This window comes from Polyangium sp. 15x6 (genome assembly GCF_029960785.1).
Taxonomy (GTDB): Bacteria; Myxococcota_A; Polyangia; order Polyangiales; family Polyangiaceae; genus Polyangium.
The window spans coordinates 141,540-165,517 of sequence record NZ_JASBQE010000001.1; the positions used below are offsets into that span (position 1 = coordinate 141,540).

Consider the following 23,978-nt stretch of genomic DNA (forward strand, 5'->3'; position numbering starts at 1 on the left):
CGGCCCCACCCCCAGATCTCCGGGAACTTCTCGCCCCGTCCGGTTACTCTACCCGCTGGATGTCCCGCCGCGCCCTCTGCACCGTGATCCTCTCGGTCCTCGGGCACGCGCTTTTCCTCCGCTACGGCGCCCCGCGCGCGCCCGAGGCGCCCCGGACGATCGCCGCGTCGCATGCGACCTCGCCCCTCACCTCCATCGCCGACGCCCTCGCGCGGAAAGAGCGCACGCAGGAGGCCCGGCGAAAGCTCGTCGAGTCCGCCAGGAGCGACCGCAAGAAGGGACGCCTCGCGCTCGGCCGATTCCTCCTCGAAGCAAATCGCATCGACGCCGAAGAGGCCGGCGAGGAGCTCGACGTGGCCGAGGCCCTCATCCGGTACGAAGATCGGCTCTCCCGATTGCGTCAAGCCCTCCGCGAGGGGGACCCCGTCACGCTCGCCGTGCCCTGGGCCTTCGAGGACATCAAATACTACGGACAACCGGGCGGACGCATGGCCGATGCGCTCCTCGACGGCGGTGGGTCCTGCGAGCAAGTCGCGCAGCTCGTCGTCGCCGCCGTGTTCGACGCGGGCAGGCGCGCGGAGGTCGCCTTGCGCTTTTATGGAAAGCCCATGGCCGACGGCGTCGCGCACCTCGCGCCCATTGCGATCCATGGCAAAGAGGAGCACGACCTCATGGCCGGCACGCCCGCGACCCCGGGCGGCAGCCGCGTCCCGCCCGACGAGCTCGTCGAGGTCTACGCCCGCGTGCACGGCCTCGCGCCACCCATTCCCGTCGCTCCCGGCGGGGGCGGGGGCGCCGGCAAAGAGGCGGCCCCACCTGCATCCGCCGATCCCGCCGATCCCGCCCCCTCGCGCCCCTCCCTCTCCGCCGGGTTTCCGCCGAATGCCGACGTCTACCCCGGCACGCTCCCGCTTTATGCCGTACGCGCCGTGAAACAACCGGGCGAGCCGGGCGATGTCCTCGAAGATCCGAGCTTCGCCGCCGAGGGGGCGCGCCATTGCGCCTATTTCCTCCGGATGGCCTCGCTCAGCCCGCCGACGATCGAGGTCGAGCAGGGCGTCGCGCTCGAACCCTATCCCACGCCGAGGCCCCAGCGCCTCGAACGCGAGGCGTTTCTCCTGCGCGTGGCCCAGGACCTCGCGAAGAGCCCGCAGGCCGACGAAGCGGATCGGCTCATGAGCCTCTCGTGCCTCGCCGCGCTCGGAGAGGTCGCCGGGACCGATTTCACCCTCGCGGGCGAGCGACGCCTCGCCAATGCCGCCGTCGCCACGGGCAAACAGGCCCGGGAGGCGGGCGAAAAGGCGCTCGCCGCGATACGCTGGTCGAGCGAGGAAGGCGCGCGGGTCGCGAGGCGCATCGAGACCGAATATGCGGGCCGGAGCTGGATCCTCCTCTTCTTGAAGGGCGGCGGCGACGTGGTCCTCGACCTCACGCTGCGCTCGCCGCGGGAGAGCTGGGGGCGCGTGAATGCGCTCGGCGCGCTCGTGCTTTTCCCCGAAACCCGCGCCCGCGCCATCGAGGCCACGACGACGCTGTCGCTGCGTGACCAGGTCGACGTGATGCACGAGGTCTTTCACGCGCACGACCACCTGCGGCCCTGGGCCACGAATTTCGACCTCGAAGCCCCGCCGAATGCCTCTTCCGCCGTGCTGCAATTCGTCCGGGCCTATCGCGTGTTCCGCGGCGTCGCATTTCGCCTCTGGGAGGGGCAACGCGAGGCGGGCGAGACGCTCGCCGCATTGAGCGAGGAGGCGCGCGCGGCGGGCCTCGACCGGGCCTGGGAGGCGGCGATGATCGATTACCACGCGCGCAACGTGCTCGGCCTCTACGCCCAGCGATCCTCGGGCTTCGAGGTCGTGGCGGCGCTCGTCGGCGCGACGCGGGGCAATCCGGATCCGTCGCTGGATCCGCTCCGCAAGCAGCTCGCCTACATCGAGGCCGAAGGCCGGCTCGACGCGCGCACGCTGGCGGATGCGTTTCGGATGCGGTGATTCAAAACGAAATCCCCGCCGCCCCCAGCAAATCCTCCCGCCCGAGCGCCCCCGCCTCGTCGATCGGATAATTGTCCTTCTCCACCCCGAGCGCCCGCACGGCCGTCACATCCGCGCTCCCTTTCACCGTATACCGCAACGTCGGCGACCTCCGCGCCTCGTCGACCACGCCGGGCACCAGCGTGAAAGGGATCGCCACCGGCACGCGCACGATCGTCGATTGGCCCGCGGCGAGCCACTGGTTCGGGCTGTAATCGATCGACGGCAGCGCGTACCTCTCCGCGAACGTCACCGTCACGCGCACATTGCGGATCTCGATGTCGAACGAGTTCGGGTTGTCGACGGTCAGGTACACGTCGAGCCCGACGCCCCGCAACGACGCCGAGCGCAGCTCGGCATGGTGCAGCCGCAACGTCGGTTTTTCCGCGGCGCAACCCGCGGCGCCGAGGCCGAGGGCCGTGACGAGGAGCAGGTGCGTGGGGAGCTTCGTCATCGTTTGCCGGGACCAGGATAGATCAGGTTCACGGCTCCAGGCGGAAAAAAGCTCCCTCGCTCGCCGCGCGCGCCACGTCGCCCCAGGTCGCGTGGCTCGAAAGGGGTGCGCCGTTCGGGGCCATCCGCAGCTTGCTTTGGCAGCAGCGACGCCGCAGCTCGACCTCTCCGAGCGTCGCCGTCGCGACGCTTCGCTCGGGGTGGGCTTCGAGGATTGCGACGTGCCCGCGGTAATCGTTCTGCACGGCCGAGATGACGGGCAATACGCGCGTCATCGGCGTCTCCGCGGCCGCCGCGACCACCACGAGCGGATCCACGAGCTCCTTTTGCTGGACCATCGCGAACAGCTTTCGTTTGTTCTCCAGGACCACCAGGAGCTCCGCGACATCCGCCACGCGCAGGCCGTCGATCCAGATCCCTTCTGCGTCGATCGCCACCTCCGGTGCGTCGTCGGTCCCGTCACACCGCCCGGCAGGGGGAAGCGAGGTGGCCGCGGGGCTCCTCCCTTCGGAGCAATATACACCGTCCTTCGTCGGAAGCGGCAGCGGATGGCGTGCATCGTGGGCCATTCCCCGCGCTCCGGCCCATCCCGCGAGCCCGAATGCGAACACCGCGGCGCCGAGGGACAACGTCCCTTCGGGGTCGCGCGCCGGGGCCTTTTCGTTGCGTCGCGAAACGGCGACGAGGAGCCCGCTGCCGAGCGTCGCCAGCGCCAGGATCACCACGCGGGCGATCGACGATACGCCTCGCCCCTCCTGCTGCAAATCGAGAATGCATTTGTCCCGATCCTCGGTCGTGCCGCAGAACAACCCGATGCGCACGTGCGTCGTATCGAAGTGGTGCTTGATGCCCACGCCCGTCACGAGGCCGAGCGCGCAGGCAAGGGCCCCCGCGACGGCGAAGGGCCGCAGCCCGCCCGCGCGTCGCGCGAGGACGGCGAGGGCCACGCCCGAAAACCCCGCAATCGGCACGAGCGCGAGGCCGAGGACGAGCCAGGCCGCGTGGATATCCTCGAAAGCCTTCCCCCACGCCCATCCTACCTTTCCCAAGGGGATCGTCGGCTCGACCGGGAGGATCAAGGCGTGCGCCTCCGTGAGGACGCGCGACGTGGCGAAGGCGCCGAGCGCGAACGTGCCGAAGGTGAGGAGCCCGAGCACCCGCGTGGCCCTCGTGGCGCCGCTCCGCCACGCGAAGAGCGCCGCGACGACGAACGCGAGCGAGGCGAGCACCGAGGCGCAGAGCGCGAAGAATGCGACCGGGCCGAAGGGCCTCGCGTCGAGGAGCTGCTCCACATCCCACGGCGAGATGTCCAGCAACGCTATCCAAAGGGCCATCAGCGCCACCCGAAGGAGGCCCAGAGCGCCTCGTAATCGGCGGCGTCGAGCACGGCGAGGCACGCAAGGGCCACGCCCCAGAGGGCGAGCAGAGCGGGAGCGAGGTCGCGTTTCATGGGCAGGATGGACCCGGGGCGCCGGGATGGATTGGGCCGGCCCCTTGCGGTCAGGGTAGCCGATGTCCGGGATCGTGTCCGGGCGCTTCGGTGGGGGTCTCCGTCAAACTGCCCAAAAAAGAGAACAGGAGACACCGATGACTTCCCCCAGCCATTACCTCGTCATCGACCTCGAAGCGACGTGCTCCGAGGACGGATCGATCCCGCGCGAGGAGACCGAGATCATCGAGATCGGCGCCGTGCTCGTCGAGGCCGCGACGCTCACGAGCGTACGCGAGATGCAGACCTTCGTGCGGCCGATCCGCCACCCGCGCCTCACGCCGTTCTGCACGAAGCTCACCACCATCACGCAGGCCGACGTCGACGCCGCGCCGCGTTTCCCCGCCGCGATGGCGAAGCTGCGCGACTTCCTCGGCCGCGACGCCGCGCTCTTCTGCTCGTGGGGCAACTACGACCGCAATCAGCTCGAGCGCGACGCGCGTCGCCACGGCATTCGCCTCCCGCTCGGCAAGGATCACTGGAACCTCAAGGCCGCCTTCGCGCGAAGACACAACGACGGCCGCGAGATTGGCGTCGGCCAGGCGCTCCGCAAGCTCGGTTCATCGTTTCAGGGTACGCACCACCGCGGCATCGACGACGCGCGAAACATCGCGCGGATCCTGCCGTACGTGCTCCGGGACGCAAAAGAACGCGCTTGACACGCACCGCGCCATGGCATCCTCTTTCATGCTGCGCGCGGCATGAAACCCATCGACGTCGGCATCATCGGCTGCGGCACCGCGGGGAGCGCCGCGGCCCTTCTTCTCTCGCGGGCGGGGCATCGGGTCACGGTCTACGAGCGCGTGGTCGAGCCGGGCCCCGTCGGCGCGGGCGTCATGCTCCAGCCCACGGGGCAAGCCGTGCTCGGCGTCCTCGGCCTGCGCGAAGCCGTGCTCGCCCGCTGCACGCCCATCACCCGAATGGTCTGCCGCACGACGGACGGACGGCAGCTCTTCGACCTTCGTTATGGCGACGTCCCCGGCAATCACGTCGGGTATGGCCTCCACCGCGGCGTGCTCTTCGAACATCTCTTTCGCGCCGTCCGTGCGGCGAACGTGAGCTTGCGCCTCGGCGTGACCGTCGAGAGCCTGGAGAATGTCGGCAAAGGCCGCGGATTGTATTTCCTCACGCCCGAGGGCGAGCGCCTCGGGCCGCACGCGGTCTGCGTCGTCGCCGACGGCGCGCGCTCGCAGCTCCGCGACGATACCTGCATTCGCAAGCGCATTCGTCCCTATCCGTGGGGCGCGTTGTGGTTCGTCGGAGAGGACCCGGGCGGCGCGTTCCGGGGCGAGCTCGCGCAGGTCGTGCGCGGGACCGAGCGCATGGTGGGCCTGTTACCGACGGGATTCGGCCCGGGCGAGGGGCCGGCCACAAACAAGATCAGCCTCTTTTATAGCCTCCCGGCCGCCGGGCACGACGCGTGGCGCGCCGCCGGGCTCGACGCATGGAAGAGCGAGGTGCGCGCGCTCGCGCCGGCCGCGGAGCCGGTGCTCGATCAGATCAATGCCGCCGACGAGGTGCTCTTCGCGCGATATCACGACGTCTCGATGTATCCGTGGAACGACGATCGCGTCGTGTACCTCGGCGACGCGGCGCACGCGATGAGCCCGCAGCTCGGCCAGGGGGCGAACCTCGCGCTCTGGGACGCGATGGTCCTTGCGGAGGAGCTCGCGGCGCACGAATCCTTGCCCATCGCGCTCGACGCGTATTCGCGCGCCCGCCGCTCCCACCTCGATTATTACCAGTTCGTCACGCGCTGGCTCACCCCGTTCTTCCAGAGCGACCTCGCGCCGCTCGGCTGGCTGCGCGATTTCGGGTTTCCTATCGCCACGGCCGTGCCCTTCCTCCGCCGCCTGATGGTGCGCAGCATGTGCGGGATCGCGCAGGGAATCGGGATCGAAGCGCCGATCGCGCTGCCGGCGCCCGATCCCCTGCCGCGGCTCGGCGCCGGCGCTTGATTCACTTCGGCGAGTCGATCACCGCCACCGTCCACTGCGGGCTCACGTATTGCGCCGTGATGCTCTGACCCGGGATCCAGAACGCCGGCTGGCTCGGATCCTCCGTCCCCGCCGCGAGTTTTTCCCGATCCAGCGCGGTGATCCAGAGCTGCTTGCATTGCTTCTGCCCCTGCACGAGCGAGCACGTGCTGTTCTGCGGCGTCAGCTTGTGCCCGTAGGGCCGCTCCGACGCATAGGCCAACCAAACCCATTTCTTGCCGACCGTCGGCGCCCATTGCGACCACGTGCTGCTCCAGACCTGGTCCGGGCCGTTCGACGCGCCCCGCTTCAGCTCGAGCACGGTCTTGTCGCTCCGCCGCACGAGCGCGATGCGGCCCGACAGGTTGATCAGCGATTGTTGCGTCTTGATCGACCACCACCCGTTCGCCCGCGTGAACGAGACGACCGACCCGTCGGGCGAGATGCTCGGCAGCACGTTGTTCTCGCCCGTATCCGGGTTCGTCCCCGCGGCGGGGGGCGCGGCCACGAGCACCTCCGGCGTGCCGAACTGGAACGAGCCGTCGGCCATGTATTGCACGGACATCTGGACGATCGAGCCGAGCACCGTGTCGTCGCCGAGGAGGCGCACGTAATTCGAGTTGCTGTCGTACGCCGTGAACACCACGAAATCGCCGCCCGGCGACCAGTCCGGCATCAGCGTCGCGTGTCCGACGGCGGTCGGGAGCTCTCCGATGGCCTCGGCGAGGTTGTTCGGAATCGGCTCGTTCGTGTCCGGATCGACGAGCAAGAGCCGCACCGTGCCCGGCGTGTTTTGCGGGACGTTGTCCGGCGCCGTGAAGAGCATCGCGGGCCGCGTCTTTTCTTCGAGCGGGTTGAACGCGGCGTACGTCCCGCGGACGGCGGGGCTCGGCGAGATCGTCGATGCATAAAGCTTCTGGGCCTCGTCGTAGGCGAGCGCGCCGAAGTTGAAATTGCCGCCGTCGAAGCTGTACGCGAAGCGCTTGCCGTCGCGCGAGATGCGGTGGCAGCCGGAGCAGGGCTGACCGGGCGAGAGCGCGGGGCTGTTCGTCGGCAGCGGGACGTCCGTGCCCTTGATGATGTCGAGCACGCGGAAGCTGCCCGTCGACGATTGCCACACGTAAATCGCGCTCTCGTCGATCCCATCGGAGGCGACCGTGAGCGAGCGCGGGCTGCCGGCGCGGACCATGCCATTCGATCCGAGCCCGTCGACCGCGAGGCTCACCGCGACGTCCGGGCTCGACTGTGCGATCTTCGTCCAGACGTCGGCGGGGAAGGCGAGCTCGCGTCCGGTCGTGTAAAGCGTGAGGTCGAGGATGTCGGGGCTCGTGACACGGACGCGATACACGCTGCTATCGCCGCCCGGCGCCCATTGCGCCTCGATCGGCGGCAGGTTCGCCGGCAGCACGACGCCGTCCTCGGGGTATTCGAGGGCCGGCGCATTCGCGGGATCCGGATCGGCCGCGGCGGCGTCGAACGCGGCCTTCGTCGAGGGATCCGTGCCCGGGAGGAAGACGTCGCCGCGGAGCGTCAGCGTGAGCGACGCCTCGGCTGTCACGCCGTCGTACGTCGCGAAGACCTTCGATTTGCCGCCGAGCCCTTTGACTGAAACGTTGCCGCCCACGACGTCCGCGAGCGCGGGGTTTCCCACGAACCATTCGACCTCGCTCGTGACATCGACCTCGGGCTCGCCTTCACGCTTCGCATAAGCGCGGTGCGGGATGGCGGGGGCCGTGCCCGAGAGATCGAGCGTGACGGTGGTCGCGGGTGGATCGATGCGGAGCGACACGGCCGCGGGCGCGTCCGGGCCCGCGTCTTCGTTCGCGCCGCCGGGCCCGGTGCCGGTGCCCTGCGTATCGGAGCAAGCAGAGGCGGCCGCGCCGAGGACGGCGAGGCCGAGGGCGAAGAGGAAAAAGTGCCTTTGGCGAGGTCGCATGCTGCGAGGATACACGAGATCCGAGGGCGCGCGGCGGCTCGTCGCAACCTTCTTGGCCCAACCGCGGAGCACGTGCCACTCACCTCGGACCCTGTCACAGCGGAAGGAAGATCCTTGATTCGACCCATCGCCGTCCTCGTCGCAGGCATGCTCCTTTCGAGGCCGGGGATGCCGAAGGACGAGGCGAATCGTTATGCCCGGGTCCTCGCCGAGGTCGCGGCGGCGCGTGGCTTCGATCCGCTCATCGCCGTGGCCATCGTGCATTTCGAGACGCAGTGGCGCCCCACGCTCGTCTCGGCCGACGGAGAGGATCATGGCCTCGGACAGGTGCGCGCCCGGTTCGCAGGCGCCTGCCGCGACGACGCGGATCCCGTGAACGCGCCGAGCGAGGCTTGTCAGCGCGTGAAGGATTCGCTGCTCGACGGCGCGACGAACCTCCGGCGCATGGGCGCGATCATCGCGGCCAACATGGAATTCTGCAAGGTGAGGACCGGCAGCACGAAGGCCGAGCGCTGGCTCTCGGGCTATCAGGGGTACGGCGATCCCGAGCGCGGCCGATTCTGCGAGCCGGGCCCGAAGACGCGTATCGTGCTCGATTACTACAAGGAGCTCGTCGCGAAGCTCGCGCCGCCCCCGAAGCCCGCGCCGAAGCCGAAGGCCACGCGCCCACCGCCGCCGGACCACGGCGCGGAGCCCACGCGCGCGGCGCCGCCGACGAGCCCGGATCGAGGCGCGAAGACGCAGGCGGCGAAGAAACTCGAGACGACGAAGAAAGCGCCACGCGCGAAGGCCAGCAAGGCGCACGCGACGCGACCCTCGCAAAGGAAGACACGATGACCGAGATCATCAAGCTGTCGGGACCCGGGAAAAACGCGCTTTCGAGCGCCATGATGCGCCACGTCCTCGAAGGGCTCGACAAGGCCGCCGGCGCGCCCGTCCTGCTCACGGGGGAGGGCGACGCACTCTCCGCGGGGCTCGACTTGAAGGAGGTCCTGATGCTCGATCCCGGCGGCATGGTCGCATTCCTGCGCCTGCTCGAGCATTGCATGACGACCCTTTATCTTTATCCGGGACCGACGATCGCCGTCCTCAACGGGCACGCCATCGCCGGCGGCTCGGTGCTCGCCGCTTGTTGCGACGTTCGTATCGCCACGAGCAAGCCCACGGCGAAGATCGGCCTCAACGAGACCGCGCTCGGGCTTCGTTTTCCGCCGCGGATCCTGGCGATTCTGAGGCGTCGTCTCCCGCCCCAGCACATCGACGAAATCCTCCTCGGCGCGGGCCTCTTCAATCCCGAAAACGCCCTGCGTCTCGGCCTCGTCGACGAGGTGGCCGACGACCCGTACGAGGTCGGGCTAAAGCGTCTCGCGGAGCTCGCGAAGCACCCCGCGGCGGTTTATACGCAGACCAAGCAGGATCTGCGGGGAACGGCGGACAGCCTGTATCCCGAGGCCGATCACCCTCGCGCCATCGATGGGATGCTCACCTCCTGGGATCCCGCCATCGTGCATTCGAAGATCATGGCCGCCCTCAAGCGCTGAACGCGCTTCTCAAGGCGAGAGCCCGCCTGCCGACGTCGCTTCGATCGAATCGGCGAGCGGGCACTTCTCGATCCCGATCTCCTTCGCCTTCGCGCGGATCATCTGCGCCTGCTCCTCGGGGCCCTTCACGCTGACCAGCGTACGAAACTCGATTCCATCGGGATTCTCGATGTGATCGGCGAGCCACGCCGTCCGTTGCTGCCCGATCGCGAGTGGATCCTCCTCCGCGGTGAGGCCGGCGCGCTGGTCGACCTCGCACATGAGCTTCACGGCGTCGGCGAAGGTTTGCCCGGTTTGCGTCGCCGCGGCGGGCTCCGGGGCTCGCGAGGCGCCGCAGCCCACGGCGAGGAAGAGCGAGAACGAGGCGAGGAGCAGGGAACGTCGCATGCCGCATGGACACGGAAGGCCCTCGGGCTTTGGGTCTCAGATCGCGGGCATCGCCGCGGGGACGGACGCCGGGCGGACGGTCTTCTCCGGCTCCGCGCGCGTGACGCCGCGACGCATCGACGTCTTTCCGACCGCGATGTCGACCATCTTCTTCACCCGCGAAAAGACGCTCTCTTGCACGTAGGGGATTCCGTACTTCTCGCAGAGCGCTTTCACCTTCGGCTGCACCTCTTGGTATTTGAGCATCGGGATGTCCGGGAAGAGGTGGTGCTCGATCTGGTAATTGAGCCAGAGGTGCGCAGAATCGACGAGGTCGCCGCCCGTCTTGAAATTCGTCGAGCCGATCACCTGCCGCACGAAAAACTCCGCGCGCGAGGCCGGGCGATCGTCGAAGCGGTAGAGGTCGTCACCCGTGTGGTTCGGAACGATGACGCAGAACGTGTGCACGTTCGTGACCACCTCGGCCATCAGCGAATTGCAGAACGCGCTGAAGACGCCCCAGGGGCCGAGCGGGAGATAACAGAGCGGCATGACCCCGAAATGGACCGCCGCATAGGGCAGATAACATTTGAGCCAGAGTTCCCGCGTCTCGCCCTCTTTCGACGGGTCCTTGCCATCCCGCTCGGCGTGGCGCGCGCGATACACCTCCAGCGTGCTCGGCGCATAATACGAGGCGCGCCAGGTGAGCGCGAGGAGCCCCAGGAGCCCGTAACGCACCGGCATGGAATGTTCGCGCAGCCCCTCGGTGTTGCGCTCGACGAGATCTCGATCGTCGAGCTCGCCCGTGTAGGAGTGGTGCAGGACGTTGTGCTCGTAAATCCACGCCTCCGGTAAAATCCAATCGCACCAGTCAAGAAACCGCCGCTTTCCGCGCGCGAAGACCTTGCTCGTGTACCGCGCGGGCACGCCTGGCACCTTGTCGTAACCGCGATGACCAATGTGATGCATGAGGATCCATCGCGTCGATCGGCCGAGGCCGAGGAGCAATGCGCTCGCGGGGTTCGGCGCGAGGCCCGCGGTGAGCAAACCGAGCGCGGTGCACGTGCGCCCCCAGCGTTCGAGCTTGTAGAGGTGCCGCAGATCGTCCTCTCCGAGCGCGTCGTCGATCTCGCGTCGCAAGGCCTTGATGTCCGCGTGGAATGCTTCGAGGTCGATCTTGGAGAGGTCGAAAGGAAGGGGCTTTTGCATGGCGTCGGGCGACTCGCTCTAGCATCCTTCCCTCCGGACGGAAAGCGCCGTAAACTCGCGCGGCCATGAAGCGGAGAGGCGTGCTGAAGGTCGGCGTGGCACTCGCGGTGACCCCACTTTCTTTCTCACGCGAAGCGCACGCCTGTGACGGGCACGGCAACTGGGAGACGCCTCCGCCGGGGAAGGCGCCGGAGAAAACGGCCGTCTGCGAGCGGCTCGTCGCGCGGATCGGGCGAAACCACGGGCACGCGTTCACGATCGCCATCGCCGACGTGCTCGCGGGTGTCGACAAAACGTTCGACCTCACGGGGACGTCCGGCCACCGGCACACGATCACGCTCACGGCCGCCGATTTCAAGAAGATCGGCGCAAGGCAAATCGTGCGCCTCGCATCGAGTCGAGAGGGCGGACACATCCACAGGCTCTTGCTCGAATGCGCGCCGGCGGTCGACCCGCCCGAGCGCGTGAGTGCCTGCGAGATCGAGGTCGCCGGCAAGGACGAGCACGAGTTCGTCATTCCGGACGCGCACGTCCAGGCGAAGGTCGAGCGGACCTACGACATCCAGGGCCTCGCGGGGCACGAGCATTCGGTGACGGTCACCGCGGCCGATTTCGAGGATCTGCTCCGCGGCAAGCAGGTGAAGATTCCGAGCTCTCGGGGGAGCGACGGGCATAACCACCTCGTGTTCATCCGCTACCCCCGGAAGGCTTGAGATCCCGGGACGAACGGGGTGCCCGCGGGGGCGCCTTATCCAGGTAGGGCAGGAATAGGAAGGGCCGGGGCGGGCGTACAGGGCCTCCGCCATGTCGCCTCGCTCCCGCCTCGCATGGATCGCCGCTCTGGTGGCCGCGTTCGCCGGCGCGTGCACGAGCGCCCCGCGCGCCGCCGCGCCGAAGCCCCCACGAGCGTCTGCTGCACATGGGGCACGCGCCCTCGGGGCGGCAGCGACGTCTCCCGCGCAGAGCGACACCAGGCCATTGCCAAACCCCTGCGCGCGGCGCCATTCCGATGCCGTCGCCCTCCCTGAATCGCCCGTTCGTCAAAGCAGTACCATTGCCCTCGCCCGGCTGGCCGATCGAACGATCGCCTACGTCGCCGACGCCGATCGCCGCGCTCTTCACACGGTAGACGTCGACAGCCGGGCCGTCCTCGCGACGACGCCCCTCGGCGGCGCGCCTTCACAGCTCGTCGTTCTCGCGGATGGAAGGGTCGTCGTCTCGCTGCGTGACGCCAATCGCATCACCCTTCTCGAACCCGCGCCCGCGCCCGAACAAGGGCTCGCGCCCCTTTGCGAAGCCCGAACGCCGAGCGAACCGATCGGCCTCTTCGTCACGCCGAACGAATCCACCCTCTTCGTGACGAGCGGCTGGGGCCACGCGCTCACCGCATTCGCGGGCGACACCCTCGAACCGCGCTACGCCGTGGCTTTGCCGCGCGAGCCCCGCGCCGTCTACGTCGAGCCCTCGGGCCGCCGCGCCTTCGTCTCCCACGCCGTCGGCGACCAGATCTCGATCGTCGACCTCGAAGATCCGCTCCACGCCCGTAGGTCCGTCGATCTACGTCGGCACAACGGGGAAAACTCCTCTCGCCACACGGGTCAAGGATTCGTCCTGTCCGCGCTCGTCGGGACGAACCCCGAGCACGTGACGCGATTGCTCGCCCCGATGGTAAGCGTCGACCAGGATGCGGGCAGCATCTCCACCGAGACGTACGGCTCGCGATTCCTCGCCGCCGCGCCGCTCGTCGCCGTCGTCGATACCACGAGCGAATCTTTGCTCGGTCGGCACCTCTCGGTCCTCGGCGGCCTCGAACGCGCCGGTGGCCCCGAAAAGGCCTGCACCCTGCCGCGCGCCGCCGCGCTCGCCGGCGATCGCCTCCTCCTCGGCTGCCTCGGCGTCGACGCCGTCCTCGAGCTCGACGCCCGCGCGCGCGACCCCATGCATTTCGAGCGTCGTCGATTTCGCGTCCCCGCCGGACCCATGGGCATCGCGGCCGAGCCCGGCCGCGAGCGCGCCGTCGTGTGGTCCCAGTTCGCCGCCACGGTGAGCGTGCTCGACCTGCACGAAGGCGCCGCCACCAAGCCCGCTGCGGAGATCGTCGTCTCGAAGGAATTGCCTCCCGGCCTCGGGTCCGTCGAGGCGCGCGGGCGCATCCTGTTTCACGCGACGAACGACCCGCGCATCTCGGGCGACGGCCGCGCCTGCGCGAGCTGCCATATCGATGGGCGCGAGGACGGCATCACCTGGCAGACGCCCGAGGGGCGGCACCAGACGATCATGCTCGCGGGCCGCATGAACGAGGGCGCGCCTTTTGGCTGGCGCGGCGAGACCATCGCGCTCCGCCACCACGTCGGCCGCACGATGAAGCGCCTCGCGGGGCGCGGCGTCTTCAGTGGCGCCGATTTCGCCGACCTCGACGCGCTCATTGCTTACTTGAAGGTGATGCCCGCGCCCGTGCGCGTCGAGCCCGACGAGGCGCGGCGCGTGCTCGTCGCCCGCGGACGCGAGCTCTTCGACGATCCGCGACAGGGCTGCGCCACCTGCCATCCGGGCGGCGGCACCGACCGCTCGGCGTACGACGTCGCGCGCTCGCCGTACCACATCCCCTTCGATACGCCCTCCCTCCGGTTCGTCGGGGGAACGGCGCCTTATTTTCACGACGGTCGTTATGCCACGCTCGGCGATCTTTTGCGGGGCGTGGACGGCACCATGGGCCACACCGGCTCTCTCTCCGACGACGAGCTCCGTGCGCTCGAGGCGTACCTGGAGGATCTGTGATGAAAACGAGCCATGTTTTTCCGGCCCTCGCCCTCGCGTGTTCGCTCGGCTCGGCCGTGAATCCGGCCAAGGCCGAGGTGCCTTATCGATTCGAGGAGCTTCGTCTCGCCGAGATTCCGAGCATCGAAGCGGAGCCTGACGTCGCCTGGGTGACCGAGCAGTTCGATACGATCGGCGCACCCAACCCGCTGCCCGACAGCGAGCGTTCGCGCCCCGCGGCCGACTGGAGTGGTTTGCCCCGGCCGCGTTTGACCAACGAGCACGGCCATGCTGCCGTCGTGCGGATCCGGAACCTCTATCACCCCGACAGCCACCAGGCGCATCAGTGGCTCCGTTATCTCCAATCGGACGACGCCTCGCCGATCGCCATGGCGTGCGGGCCCGACACGGGCGAGCCGCGGGGCGTGGATACGTATTTGCTCGAAGCGTCGCGCCCGGAGGGACCGCGGTACACGGTCGTCGAGGCCTGGCTCGATGGGAAAACCTGCAAGGGCCTCGCGCTCCGGCGGTATCAGACAACCGTAAAGCCGCTCGCGGGCGGCCTCGCATATACCTACCGCACGCATTGCGCGCGCTGCTCCCCCGCGCAGAGCGAAACCCTCCACGTCGTCATCCCCACGGCCATGAGCTCCAGCGCCACCGGCGGATTTCGATACTGGACGTATTTGATGGAGCACCTCGAGCTCCCTCTTGGCCCCGGCACCTCCGGCAGCTTGCGGGCGCGTATCGAGGAAGGGAGCATCCGCTCGTGGAACCGCGTCGTTCCGCGGGCGCTCCCGGTGGCCGACGTCGAGCTCCGCATCGAGACGAGCTTCGCCGTGGGCGAGGACGAGCCCACGATCGTCCTGGCCACACGCGCCGTGAACATCCTGCCTTTGTAGGCTTTCGGCGGGTGCGGGGGCCGTGATAGGGTCCGCTTCATGTCCAAGGTCGTCCACTTCGAAACGAACCACGGCTCCTTCGAGATCACCCTCGATCCCCAGGCCGCGCCGCAGACCGTCGAGAATTTCCTTCAGTATGTCAACGAAGGGCACTACGACGGGACCATCTTCCACCGCGTCATCCCGGGCTTCATGGCGCAGGGCGGGGGATACGACGCGACGTACGAAAAGAAGTCCACGCGCAAGCCCGTCAAGAACGAAGCCGACAACGGTCGCAAGAACACGCGCGGCACCGTCGCCATGGCGCGCACGAGCGACCCGGATTCGGCGACGGCGCAGTTTTTCGTGAACGTCGCCGACAACGCGTTCCTCGACCATACCGCGAAGACCAGCTCCGGCTGGGGGTATACCGTGTTCGGCCAGGTGACGTCCGGCATGGACGTCGTCGACCGCATCGTCTCGCAAGAGACGGGCGCGCAAGGCCCGTTCTCGAAGGACGCGCCGCTCGAGCCCGTCGTGCTCAACTCCGCCCGCGTCCGCTGAGTCCCCGCCTTCGCCGCTCGGCGACTCTGTCGCACAACCACCCACACCCTCTCGCGTCGCTTCCGCACGAAACCGAATGGTTTCACTATGTTGCAAGAGTGTCTGAACGTGTTCAGATTTGCTCTTGACCGGCGCCGCGTCTGCACCCATCATCTGAACATGTTCAAACTCGGTCTTGCCGGAGGGCTCCGGAGGCCGACGTGTAGGAGGAAAACGCCATGGAGAGCACGATGATGAATGCGGCGTCGTATCTGGTCCCGGTATATGCGGCGTATGCGCTGACCAGCGTGGGGCTGACGGTGGGGCTCGCGCGGACCTTGTTCCGCAGCGGCGCGGTGTTCCTTGCGGACGTCTTCAAGGACAACCCCGGAATGGCCGAGGCCGTGAATCGACTGCTCGTCGTCGGCTTCTACCTGCTCAATTTCGGATACGCGTGCCTCATCATGAAGGCGGAGCGCGCGACGGACGTCATCTCGGCCATCGAGATTCTCGCCGCCAAGCTCGGGCTTTTGCTCCTGTCGCTCGGCGTGATCCATTTCTTCAACGTGTACCTCTTCCACCGCATGCGCCGCCGCGCCCAGATGGCCGTGCTGCCGCCCCCGGTCGTCCCCCAGCTCAAGATGGTCCGCGCGGGCGTCGAGTGAAAATGCCTGCCGCGACAGACGAGGCGGAGGTTTTCCCATGAAACGTCTCACGGTTCTTTTCGACGAGACCTGCGCGCTCTGCGTGCGTTGCCGCGACTGGCTCCTCACCCAGGAGGCGTATGTCGAGCTGGAGCTCCTCGCCTGCAGCAGCGACGAGGCAAAACGGCGATATGTCGGGGTGCCATGGCTCGGCGAGGAGCTCGTCGTGGTGAGCGACGACGGCGACGTCTGGGCGGGCGCGGCCGCATTCCTGCTCTGCCTGTGGGCGCTCGTGGAATGGCGGCCCTGGTCGTACCGCCTGTCCGGACCGTCGTTCGCTCCGCTCGCGGAGCGGTTCTTCCACGCGCTCTCGAGCAAGCGCCGCACGATCGCCGCGTGGATCGCGCCGGACGATTGCCCCGGCGGGAGCTGCCGGGTACGGTAGGCGGGAGAGCATTACCGATGACCACCCGCAAGCGCCGTCCGAGCGGCGAGGCGAGCCGCGAGCACATCCTCTCGACCGCGCTCGGGCTCTTTCGCGAAAAAGGGTTCGACGGGACCACGATGCGCGACATCGCCGCCGCCGCGGGCCTCTCGCTCGGCGCTGCGTATTACTGGTTTCCCTCGAAGGAGGCCCTCGTGCTCGCGTATTACGCGCGCCAGCAGGACGCGCACGCGGAGGCGTCGCGCGAGGCCCTCGAACGCCTGCCCGATCTGCGGTCGAGGCTCGGAGCCGTGATGCACGCGAAGATCGACATGCTGAAGGAGGACCGCAAGCTCCTCCGGGCCATTCTGCGGAGCACGCTCGGCGCGGACGAGCCGACCTCGGTCTTCAGCGCGGAGACCGAAAGCGTGCGGCGCCAGGCCATCGCCACTTTCGCCGACGTGATCGGGCAGGACGAATCGATCCCCGAGGATACGCGGCCCCTCTTCGCGCAGGCGCTCTGGACGCTGCACCTCGGCTTGCTCCTTTACTTCGTGAACGACACCTCCGACGACCAGGTGAAGACCCGCGCGCTCGTGGACGGCTCGCTCGACCTCGTCTGCAGGATCGCGCCGCTGCTCGCGTCGCCCATGCTCGGGCCGATGCGCGCCGAGATCACGGCGCTCCTCGAGAATGCGGGGCTCTTCACGGCAAAGAAATGACGGATTGACGCGCGCCGGGCGCCTTGCAACGGTCCCGGCATGCATCAACGAAGGTCGTTTCGACGAAGATGGGCCGCGGCGACGGCGATCGCCGCGCTGGTCGTGGGGTTTGGTTTCGGGCATGCGCGGCGGGCGTCCGGGGAGACGCCGCCCGACGACGGCGCGCCCTCGGGCATGGTCGCGTTCGTCGCGGGGGGCGCATGTCCGCCGGGATGGGTGACCGTGTACGACGTCGAGGGGCGCGTCGTCGTCGGCGCGATTCATCCGGAGGACGTGGGCCTCGAGGTCGGCACGCCGCTCACCGATCGGGAGGAGCGAATGCACGAGCACGCCTATTCGGGCGAGGTCACGCTGGTCGCGAAGAACATCGCCGCGGCGAACGGTGGGAATCAGAATGGCGCCGCCGCGGGGACGTATCCGCTCGCGGGCACCACCACGAAGGTCTCCTCGGGGCTGCCGTTCATGCAGATTGCGGGGTGCGTGAAGCCATGAAAACACGCGCCACGCTCATCTCCCTGCTGCTCGTCTCTTTCGTGGGTTGTTCGAGCGGCGATGGCAGCCCCAGCGTGCCCATCGCCACCGGCCCGGGCCCGCAGCCGCTCCGCGGTGACGCGCTCCCGGAAGGCGCCGTCTCCTTTTTCAAGAAGCTCGCTTGCCCCGAGGGCTGGAAGCCCTACGAGCCCGCCGCCGGTCGCACGATCGTCGCCGCGAGTGAAGAGTTTCCGAGCGGAGCGACCGTCGGCGAGCCGCTCGCGAGCCAGGAAGAACGGGCGCATTCGCACGCGATTTCGGCGACCGTCGAGATCCCGGACGTCTCGTACGTCGGCGCGCCCGGCGGCGGAAATGCCGGCGTGGGGCAAGCCGGGGCCGTCTCGTTCGCCACGACGTCGGAGCCCGCGTCCGACGATATCCCGTACGTACAGCTCCTCGTTTGCAGGAAAAACGAAGCGCCCGCCCCACGCGTCACGCCCCTGCCGTCGCGGTTGCTCATGTTCTTCGACCTTCCGGAATGCCCCGCGGGCTGGAAGCCGGCCGAAGGCACGACGGGCAGGCTCCTCGTGGGATTGCCACAACACGCGCCCGCGGACCGGTCTTTCGGCGGCGATCCGTTCACGAGCCCCGCGCTCCGCTCCCACGGTCATGCGGTTTCGTCGACACTCGAGACGCCCTCGCACGGCATCGCGCTCGCGGGCGGGTGCTGCGGGGACGGATATGCCAAGAATGGCACGTACGACTTTGCGGCCGAGACGGAGCCGTCCGAAGTGGACATGCCGATGCTCGCGCTCCTCCAGTGCGAGAAGGAGTGACGACGCGCAAATCAGGAAAACTCCGGATAGCCAGGGACGCGCGTGTCGTGAGATGAGTCGATCCCGGGGAGGGAGTCGTGCGCGTAAATCATCACTTGGCGGTTGGTTCCTCGAAACGTTCGGAGCGGTCGAAGCCGCGGGGCGCGGCGCTCGGCTTCTGGGGTCTCGGCGTCGATGTGCTCATCGGCGCCGTGGTGATCGCGGGCGTCGCGGTCACCACCCTGAAGCTGCAGCTCCTCCGGTACGGCTGACGCCGAAGCCGGCTCAGCGGAGCACGATGTCGAGCGCGTGCGCTTCGAGCAGGCTCGGGACCTCCCATCGCTCGCTCATGCGGCGAATGACGGCCTCGGGCACGCGCGCGGCGCGAGCGCGGTTGCCCGCGAGCAGCGTGCTCCGCGGCGCCTCGACGTAGACGATTCGCACCCGCGCGCCGTAATCGGCGGCGAGCGAGAGCAGGGGGCCGCGCCGCTGCCGGTTGAGGTTCGTTGCATTGTAGACGAACCGCTCGCCGCGCCGGAGGTGCTCGCGCACGCGCTCCTTGCCCGCCTGCACGACGGCGCCCTGGTTCTCGTCTGGCTCGACCTCGAGCTCGTGGCGGAGCTCGTCGAGCGACACCACCGGCAGATCCGCGAATCGCTCGCGAATGGCGGTGTCCTTCCCCGCGCCTGGCAGGCCGCACATCATGATCATCTCGCTGCGCGTGTCGTCGTGGATCGGCACGTCGGGCGAGCGCCCCTCGGAGCGGAAGTAGACGACGCGCGTGTGATCGGACGGGAAGGCGCGCGGTTTGTCATAACAACCCTCCTCGGCGCAGAAGGCGCGGAAGAGCTCGATGTTGTCGACGATGCGCTGCATGTCCTGGCAGACGCGGCCGCGGATGTCCGCCTCGGCGACGAGCGCGAGCAGATCGGCGCGGCAGACGAGCGAGATCTCCGCGGCGAGCTTCTGCGCGTCGTCTCGCTCGATCAGATAGAAGGGAATCTGGTGGTGGCGGATGAGCCCCGAGACCATCTCGCGGAGCGAAAACGGCGCGTCGAGCTCCCAGAGCAGCCTGCGCGCGAGCATCTCGCCTGCGCGTGAATGGCCCTTCGCCGTGATGCGCCCGTCCGGCTCTTCTTTCGTGGTGAACGGCTTGGCCACGTCGTGCAAGAGGCACGCGAGCCAGACGGCCGCCTGATCATCCGAAGAGAGCGCGCGCCACGCGGGCATGGCCACGAGCGTCTCGAGCACCATGCGCGTGTGAATCCAGACGTTGCCCTCGGCGTGGTGAATGGGGTCTTGCGGGCACGGTTCGAGCGCGCGGACCCATTCGAAGGTCTGCAGCTCGTCCCAGGGCACACGGAAAGCGGGCGGCCGGGGCGGCTCGGTGAGGAGGGAGAGCGACATGGCGGGGCTCGCGACGTGAAGAAAGGAGGGGCGCCACCATAGCACGGGCGAGGACGCCTGTGCTAGCCTGCTCTTCGCCGTGTCTGCAAAGTACCCGAGGACATTCCACCTCCCGTGGTCGCCGGGCGGGACGTCCGACGACAAGCGTATGTCGGACGTGTCCGCGCTCATCGGCGCCGAGATCGTCGCGACCGAGAAATGCGACGGCTCGAACCTGACGTACACGCGGAAGAACGTCTTTTCGCGCTCGCACGCGGGCCCGCCCGCGCACCCGAGCTTCGACCTCGCGAAGGCCACGCACGCCCGCATCGGCCACATGCTCTCCGAGGGGATCTCGGTCTTCTGCGAGTACTGTTATGCCGTGCATTCGATCACGTACGAAAAACTCCCCGATTACTCGCTCGTCTTCGGAGTGCGCGACGACGCGGCCGGCATCTGGTGGGACTGGGACATGGTGACGGCGCAGGCGAGCGACCTCGGCCTGCCCACGGCGCCCGTGCTTTTCCGCGGCGTGGTCTCGTCGGTGGATGAGCTCCGCGCGCTCACCGATCGGCTCTCGCGCGAGCCCTCGACGTTCGGCGGCCCGCGCGAGGGCGTCGTCGTGCGCGTGGTTTCGCAGTTTCCCGATGGCGCGTTTGGCCGATGCGTGGCGAAGTGGGTGCGCAAGGGCCACGTGCAGACGGACGAGCACTGGCTCCACCAGGCGATCGTCCCGCAGCGCCTCGCCCGGTCCGAGTAGGGCGACTACCGCTTCCCGCCGAGCTTCGTGAGCTCGGCGCAGAGCGCCTCCCGCGCCTTGCCGAACGTCTCCTCGTACCAAGCGAAATCGTCGTCGGGCCCCTCGCGGAGCTCCGCGAGGAAGTGGTTCGCGGCCGCGTAATCGGTGATCTTGCCGGTTTTCGCGACCTGCAAGGCGAAGACCGGCACGCGCAGCGCGTGAAACGCTTTCTTCCGGGACGGACTGGGCTCGTCGACGAAGCGCTTCTTTGCTTTCTGCCAGTCCGCCGTGGATCGACCGATCGCAGAGGACGCGAGTTTTTTCCGGTCGAGCGTGTACCGGAACGGCGGGCGCGGGGCGACGTGCACGTGCGCCGACGGCGCGAATTGGCATTCGAGCGCGAAGACGCTCTGGTCTTCGAGCGCGCCCTCGAACGTCGCGACCCCGTGAATGACGATGTTGAGGCCCGGGGCGAAGGCGAGGTCCTGCCTTTGCCCAGGCTTTCCGAGCACGACGAGGAAGTCCTCGTCGGAGCCCGGTCCGGCCGTGCCGTACACGCGTGAGCCGACGCGGTACGCCGCGCGGATCTCCGCGCGCGGGACCCGAAGAACGGCGAGCAGGCGGTCGAGAACGTCGCCGGACACGATCGCATCTTACAACGGAAGGGCCGTGGTGGAAAGTTCCCACGTGCCGGCATTACGAAGGAGGCTCGGCGCGAACAAAAGCGTAGCATCCTCGGCGGTTTCGTGATCCAATGGGTGCCGTGGTATCCTTCTCTGCCTTCCGCCAGGCCCGGCGCCTCTTCGCGCTCGGAATCGGAGCGGTATCGCTCTTGTCGGGATGCTCGTCGGAGGCCCCTCCTTCGAACCCCGACACGGGGCCGAAGATGCCGGAGGGGGGGCTGCTCGACTACCCCGTGGATGCAATCGGCCCGTTCCGGGTCGGTTATCGCTCCTTTCTGCACACGTACCAGCCGAAGGGCGTGGAGGGGCCGCGGGAGATCCGCATCAATCTCTGGTATCCCACGCTCGACGAGGAAGGTACGCCGCCGGTGTACCTGAACGTATTTCCCGACGACGACGTGTTCGAGGACGCGAGCGTCGCGCCGCCGATGGAGGCCGCGGGATACCCCGTGCACCTGCATTCGCACGGGTATTCGGGGTTCGGTGGGACGAGCTCGGACATGATGCACTGGTTCGCCTCGCACGGCTGGGTCGCGGTCGCGCCCGATCACAAGGGCAACACGCTGCCGGAGCACGAGGACACCGTGCCGCTCGCCATCAGCTTTTTGCGCTCGATGGACCTCACCGCGTCGCTCGATGCCTTGGAGGCGCTGCCCGCGGAGGATCCGCTCGCTGGCAAATGCCGCACGGACGAGGTGCTGCTCTCCGGACATAGCTTCGGCGGTCGCACGGCGTGGGCCAGCGGCGGCGCCGCGTACGACCTCGCCGCGATTCAGGCCATGTGCGACGACGGCACGAAGTTCTCCGAGCCTTGCACGCCCGAGCAGATCGCCGTCTTCGGCGAGGGGCTCGGGGATGCGCGCGTCAAGGCGGGCATTCCGATGGCGAGCGGCGTCGGGGACGAAGAGCCGGGCTGGTTCGGGTTCGACGGATACGATCCCGTGAAGAAGCCCTACATGCAGATGAGCGGGTCGCTCGATCCCGTCGGCGCCGAGAACGTGTTTGCGCGTGTGACCTCGATCGATTTCACCTGGCTCGATTTCGAGGGCGGATGCCACCAGCTCTTCGCGCTCGGCGGATGCCAGGAGTTCGAATCGTACGAGGGCTGGAGGCTCGTCAACACGTATGCCTTCGCGTTCGCGCGCCGGCACATCCTCGGCGATACGAGCGACAAGGTCCAGAAGCTCCTCGACGGCACCGAGGTCCTCTCGCCGAAGGTCAAGTTTCAGCACAAATGAGGTGTGCGATGTCATTCCGGGACGAACCTCTCCAAACCACCTTTCTCTCCCGGGCGCTCCTCCCCGCGGCGCTCGTGGCTTCGCTCGTCGCATGTAGCGAGGAGGCGCCCCCGCCGAGCGGCGGGCTCGGGCCGCGGCCGCCCATGCCGGAGCTCGCCGCGCAGACCGGGGCGCAGCGCCTCACGGTCGCGCAGTATGGCAATGCCATCCGCGACCTCTTCGGCGAGGACATCAACGTGCCGACCTCGATCGAGCCCGACGCCCCGCTCGATGGCTTCGTCACGCTCGGATCCTCGGTCAGCACCATCTCCTCGCGCGGCGTCGAGAAATACGAGAAAGCCGCGTTCGCGATCGCGGAGCAGGTCGTGGCGGACCCGGCACGGAAAGCCTCGGTCCTGCCGTGTGCGCCCGCGGGGGCGAACGACCTCGATTGCGCGAAGAAATTCGCTTCCTCCCTCGGGCGCCGCGTCTACCGTCGCCCGCTCGCGGCCGCGGAGGTCGACCGGCTGGGCGGCCTCCTCGTGCAGGCGGCGACCACGCTCGGCAGCTTCGACAAGGGGATCGAGTTTGCCCTCGCGGCGATGCTCCAGTCGCCGAATTTCCTCTATCGTCCCCAGGTCGGCGAGCCGGACCCGAAGAACCCGGGCAAGCGCCGCTACACGAGCCTCGAAATGGCCTCGAAGCTCTCGTTTTTCCTGTGGAACAGCATTCCGGACGAGGAGCTGCTCGCGGCGGCCGAGGCCGGAAAGCTCACGGAGGACGAGGGCCTCTCGGAGCAGGTCGTGCGTATGATCGAATCGCCGCGGGCGAGGGAAGGCCTGCGGGCGTTCGTCACGGATTGGCTGCACCTCGGCGAGCTCGACGCGCTTTCGAAGGACCCCACGGTCTTCACCTATTACAGCCCCGAGGTCGGCCCCGCCGCGCGCGAGGAGACACTGCGGGTCTTCGAGCACCTCGTCTTCGACCTCGACGCCGATTACCGCGACGTCTTCCTCACGCGGACGACGTTCGTGAACCCGAAGCTCGCCTCCATGTACGCCGTGCCCGCGCCGACGGACGAGGGCTTCGGCATGGTGGAGTTCCCCGAGGATGCGCCGCGGATCGGCCTGCTCGGGCACATCAGCGTCCTCGCGTTGCATTCGCATCCGCGGTCCACGTCGGCCACGCTCCGCGGCAAGTTCGTCCGCGAGGATCTGCTCTGCGACGGCATTCCGCCGCCGCCCGTCAACGTGAACACGGGCTTGCCGGATCCCTCGACGGAGGCGCGGACGTTGCGCGAGCGCATCGCGCAGCACAACACCGATCCCGCCTGCCGGGCTTGCCACATGCTCATGGATCCCATTGGCCTCGGTCTCGAGAACTTCGACGGGATCGGCCGGTTCCGCTCGAAGGAGACCGACGCGGTCATCGACCCGTCCGGCAACCTCGACGGCGCGGCGTTCGCGAACGCGCGCGAGCTCGCCTTGCGCATTCACGACAACGACAAGGTCGCGCCTTGCTTCGTGCGGAAGCTTTATTCGTACGCGACGGCGTTCGAGCCCGCGAAGGAGGAGACCGCCACGATCAACACCCTCACCTACGATTTCCGCGCGGCGGGCCATCGCGTGAAGTCGCTTCTCTCGTTCATCGCGACGAGCCCGGGTTTCCGGCTCGCGCACGAGCCTTGACCACCGGT

The 23,978-nt window shown here is 68.3% G+C and carries 25 protein-coding genes; 18 read left to right on the forward strand and 7 right to left on the reverse strand.

Annotation, left to right across the window (positions count from 1 at the left end):
• Window positions 1-59: 59 nt before the first annotated feature.
• Window positions 60-1,991 carry a hypothetical protein gene (locus QHF83_RS00535; protein WP_282415737.1) on the forward strand — a complete coding sequence of 644 codons (1,932 nt, stop codon included), beginning with the start codon at window positions 60-62 and terminating at the stop codon, window positions 1,989-1,991.
• A 1-nt stretch (window position 1,992) separates the two neighbouring features.
• On the opposite strand, the gene QHF83_RS00540 is transcribed toward QHF83_RS00535, so the two are convergent.
• Window positions 1,993-2,484, reverse strand: a complete 492-nt coding sequence (locus tag QHF83_RS00540; protein WP_282415738.1) for an LEA type 2 family protein — start codon at window positions 2,482-2,484, stop codon at window positions 1,993-1,995.
• A 28-nt stretch (window positions 2,485-2,512) separates the two neighbouring features.
• On the reverse strand, window positions 2,513-3,817 hold the full coding sequence (locus QHF83_RS00545; RefSeq protein ID WP_282415739.1) for a hypothetical protein: 1,305 nt from the start codon (window positions 3,815-3,817) through the stop codon (window positions 2,513-2,515).
• A gap of 253 nt (window positions 3,818-4,070) precedes the next feature.
• Between QHF83_RS00545 and QHF83_RS00550 the strand changes: the two genes are divergently transcribed.
• On the forward strand, window positions 4,071-4,631 hold the full coding sequence (locus QHF83_RS00550; protein WP_282415740.1) for a 3'-5' exonuclease: 561 nt from the start codon (window positions 4,071-4,073) through the stop codon (window positions 4,629-4,631).
• Window positions 4,632-4,673: 42 nt separating this feature from the next.
• Window positions 4,674-5,930, forward strand: coding sequence for an NAD(P)/FAD-dependent oxidoreductase (locus tag QHF83_RS00555; RefSeq protein WP_282415741.1), 1,257 nt, complete (start codon window positions 4,674-4,676; stop codon window positions 5,928-5,930).
• 1 nt (window position 5,931) lies between these two features.
• On the opposite strand, the gene QHF83_RS00560 is transcribed toward QHF83_RS00555, so the two are convergent.
• Entirely contained in the window at window positions 5,932-7,884 is a 1,953-nt protein-coding gene (locus tag QHF83_RS00560; protein ID WP_282415742.1) for a hypothetical protein, read from the reverse strand.
• 114 nt (window positions 7,885-7,998) lie between these two features.
• On the opposite strand from QHF83_RS00560, the gene QHF83_RS00565 reads away from it, so the two are divergent.
• Both QHF83_RS00565 and QHF83_RS00570 read left to right on the forward strand, forming a co-directional pair.
• Complete coding sequence (locus tag QHF83_RS00565) at window positions 7,999-8,721, forward strand: hypothetical protein (protein WP_282415743.1); 723 nt, start codon at window positions 7,999-8,001, stop codon at window positions 8,719-8,721.
• Window positions 8,718-9,425 carry an enoyl-CoA hydratase/isomerase family protein gene (locus QHF83_RS00570; protein WP_282415744.1) on the forward strand — a complete coding sequence of 236 codons (708 nt, stop codon included), beginning with the start codon at window positions 8,718-8,720 and terminating at the stop codon, window positions 9,423-9,425. The genes QHF83_RS00565 and QHF83_RS00570 overlap by 4 nt, the downstream gene beginning before the upstream one ends.
• A gap of 9 nt (window positions 9,426-9,434) precedes the next feature.
• On the opposite strand, the gene QHF83_RS00575 is transcribed toward QHF83_RS00570, so the two are convergent.
• Together QHF83_RS00575 and QHF83_RS00580 are read right to left on the reverse strand one after the other, a co-directional pair.
• Window positions 9,435-9,812: a hypothetical protein gene (locus QHF83_RS00575; RefSeq protein ID WP_282415745.1), complete on the reverse strand. Its 378-nt coding sequence runs from the start codon at window positions 9,810-9,812 to the stop codon at window positions 9,435-9,437.
• Between the two features lie 36 nt (window positions 9,813-9,848).
• Complete coding sequence (locus QHF83_RS00580) at window positions 9,849-11,000, reverse strand: fatty acid desaturase (protein WP_282415746.1); 1,152 nt, start codon at window positions 10,998-11,000, stop codon at window positions 9,849-9,851.
• Between the two features lie 65 nt (window positions 11,001-11,065).
• On the opposite strand from QHF83_RS00580, the gene QHF83_RS00585 reads away from it, so the two are divergent.
• The 10 genes from QHF83_RS00585 to QHF83_RS00630 all read left to right on the forward strand — a co-directional run bounded on the left by QHF83_RS00585 (window position 11,066) and on the right by QHF83_RS00630 (window position 18,529).
• Complete coding sequence (locus QHF83_RS00585) at window positions 11,066-11,713, forward strand: hypothetical protein (RefSeq protein WP_282415747.1); 648 nt, start codon at window positions 11,066-11,068, stop codon at window positions 11,711-11,713.
• A gap of 91 nt (window positions 11,714-11,804) precedes the next feature.
• Window positions 11,805-13,778 carry a c-type cytochrome gene (locus QHF83_RS00590; RefSeq protein WP_282415748.1) on the forward strand — a complete coding sequence of 658 codons (1,974 nt, stop codon included), beginning with the start codon at window positions 11,805-11,807 and terminating at the stop codon, window positions 13,776-13,778.
• Window positions 13,778-14,659 carry a hypothetical protein gene (locus QHF83_RS00595; protein WP_282415749.1) on the forward strand — a complete coding sequence of 294 codons (882 nt, stop codon included), beginning with the start codon at window positions 13,778-13,780 and terminating at the stop codon, window positions 14,657-14,659. Before QHF83_RS00590 ends, QHF83_RS00595 begins: the two co-directional genes overlap by 1 nt.
• A 39-nt stretch (window positions 14,660-14,698) precedes the next feature.
• Entirely contained in the window at window positions 14,699-15,202 is a 504-nt protein-coding gene (locus QHF83_RS00600; RefSeq protein WP_282415750.1) for a peptidylprolyl isomerase, read from the forward strand.
• 218 nt (window positions 15,203-15,420) lie between these two features.
• Entirely contained in the window at window positions 15,421-15,846 is a 426-nt protein-coding gene (locus QHF83_RS00605; RefSeq protein ID WP_282415751.1) for a hypothetical protein, read from the forward strand.
• Window positions 15,847-15,883: 37 nt separating this feature from the next.
• Window positions 15,884-16,270: a DCC1-like thiol-disulfide oxidoreductase family protein gene (locus QHF83_RS00610; RefSeq protein WP_282415752.1), complete on the forward strand. Its 387-nt coding sequence runs from the start codon at window positions 15,884-15,886 to the stop codon at window positions 16,268-16,270.
• A gap of 17 nt (window positions 16,271-16,287) precedes the next feature.
• Window positions 16,288-16,971, forward strand: coding sequence for a TetR/AcrR family transcriptional regulator (locus tag QHF83_RS00615; protein ID WP_282415753.1), 684 nt, complete (start codon window positions 16,288-16,290; stop codon window positions 16,969-16,971).
• Window positions 16,972-17,010: 39 nt separating this feature from the next.
• Window positions 17,011-17,463, forward strand: coding sequence for a hypothetical protein (locus QHF83_RS00620; protein WP_282415754.1), 453 nt, complete (start codon window positions 17,011-17,013; stop codon window positions 17,461-17,463).
• Window positions 17,460-18,278 carry a hypothetical protein gene (locus tag QHF83_RS00625; protein ID WP_282415755.1) on the forward strand — a complete coding sequence of 273 codons (819 nt, stop codon included), beginning with the start codon at window positions 17,460-17,462 and terminating at the stop codon, window positions 18,276-18,278. Before QHF83_RS00620 ends, QHF83_RS00625 begins: the two co-directional genes overlap by 4 nt.
• Window positions 18,279-18,373: 95 nt before the next feature.
• Window positions 18,374-18,529 carry a hypothetical protein gene (locus tag QHF83_RS00630; protein ID WP_282415756.1) on the forward strand — a complete coding sequence of 52 codons (156 nt, stop codon included), beginning with the start codon at window positions 18,374-18,376 and terminating at the stop codon, window positions 18,527-18,529.
• 13 nt (window positions 18,530-18,542) lie between these two features.
• Here QHF83_RS00630 and QHF83_RS00635 read toward each other — a convergent pair whose 3' ends face one another.
• Window positions 18,543-19,664: an AAA family ATPase gene (locus tag QHF83_RS00635; protein WP_282415757.1), complete on the reverse strand. Its 1,122-nt coding sequence runs from the start codon at window positions 19,662-19,664 to the stop codon at window positions 18,543-18,545.
• 79 nt (window positions 19,665-19,743) lie between these two features.
• Here QHF83_RS00635 and QHF83_RS00640 point away from each other — a divergent pair, with 79 nt between their 5' ends.
• Window positions 19,744-20,403, forward strand: a complete 660-nt coding sequence (locus QHF83_RS00640; protein ID WP_282415758.1) for an RNA ligase family protein — start codon at window positions 19,744-19,746, stop codon at window positions 20,401-20,403.
• 5 nt (window positions 20,404-20,408) lie between these two features.
• Here the strand turns inward: QHF83_RS00640 and QHF83_RS00645 are convergent, their stop codons facing one another.
• A complete protein-coding gene (locus tag QHF83_RS00645; protein WP_282415759.1) occupies window positions 20,409-21,026 on the reverse strand; it encodes a nucleotidyltransferase domain-containing protein in 618 nt (205 codons plus the stop codon).
• A gap of 119 nt (window positions 21,027-21,145) precedes the next feature.
• Between QHF83_RS00645 and QHF83_RS00650 the strand changes: the two genes are divergently transcribed.
• On the forward strand, window positions 21,146-22,303 hold the full coding sequence (locus QHF83_RS00650; protein ID WP_282415760.1) for a hypothetical protein: 1,158 nt from the start codon (window positions 21,146-21,148) through the stop codon (window positions 22,301-22,303).
• Window positions 22,304-22,311: 8 nt separating this feature from the next.
• Window positions 22,312-23,970: a DUF1592 domain-containing protein gene (locus tag QHF83_RS00655; RefSeq protein ID WP_282415761.1), complete on the forward strand. Its 1,659-nt coding sequence runs from the start codon at window positions 22,312-22,314 to the stop codon at window positions 23,968-23,970.
• Window positions 23,971-23,978 lie beyond the last annotated feature (8 nt).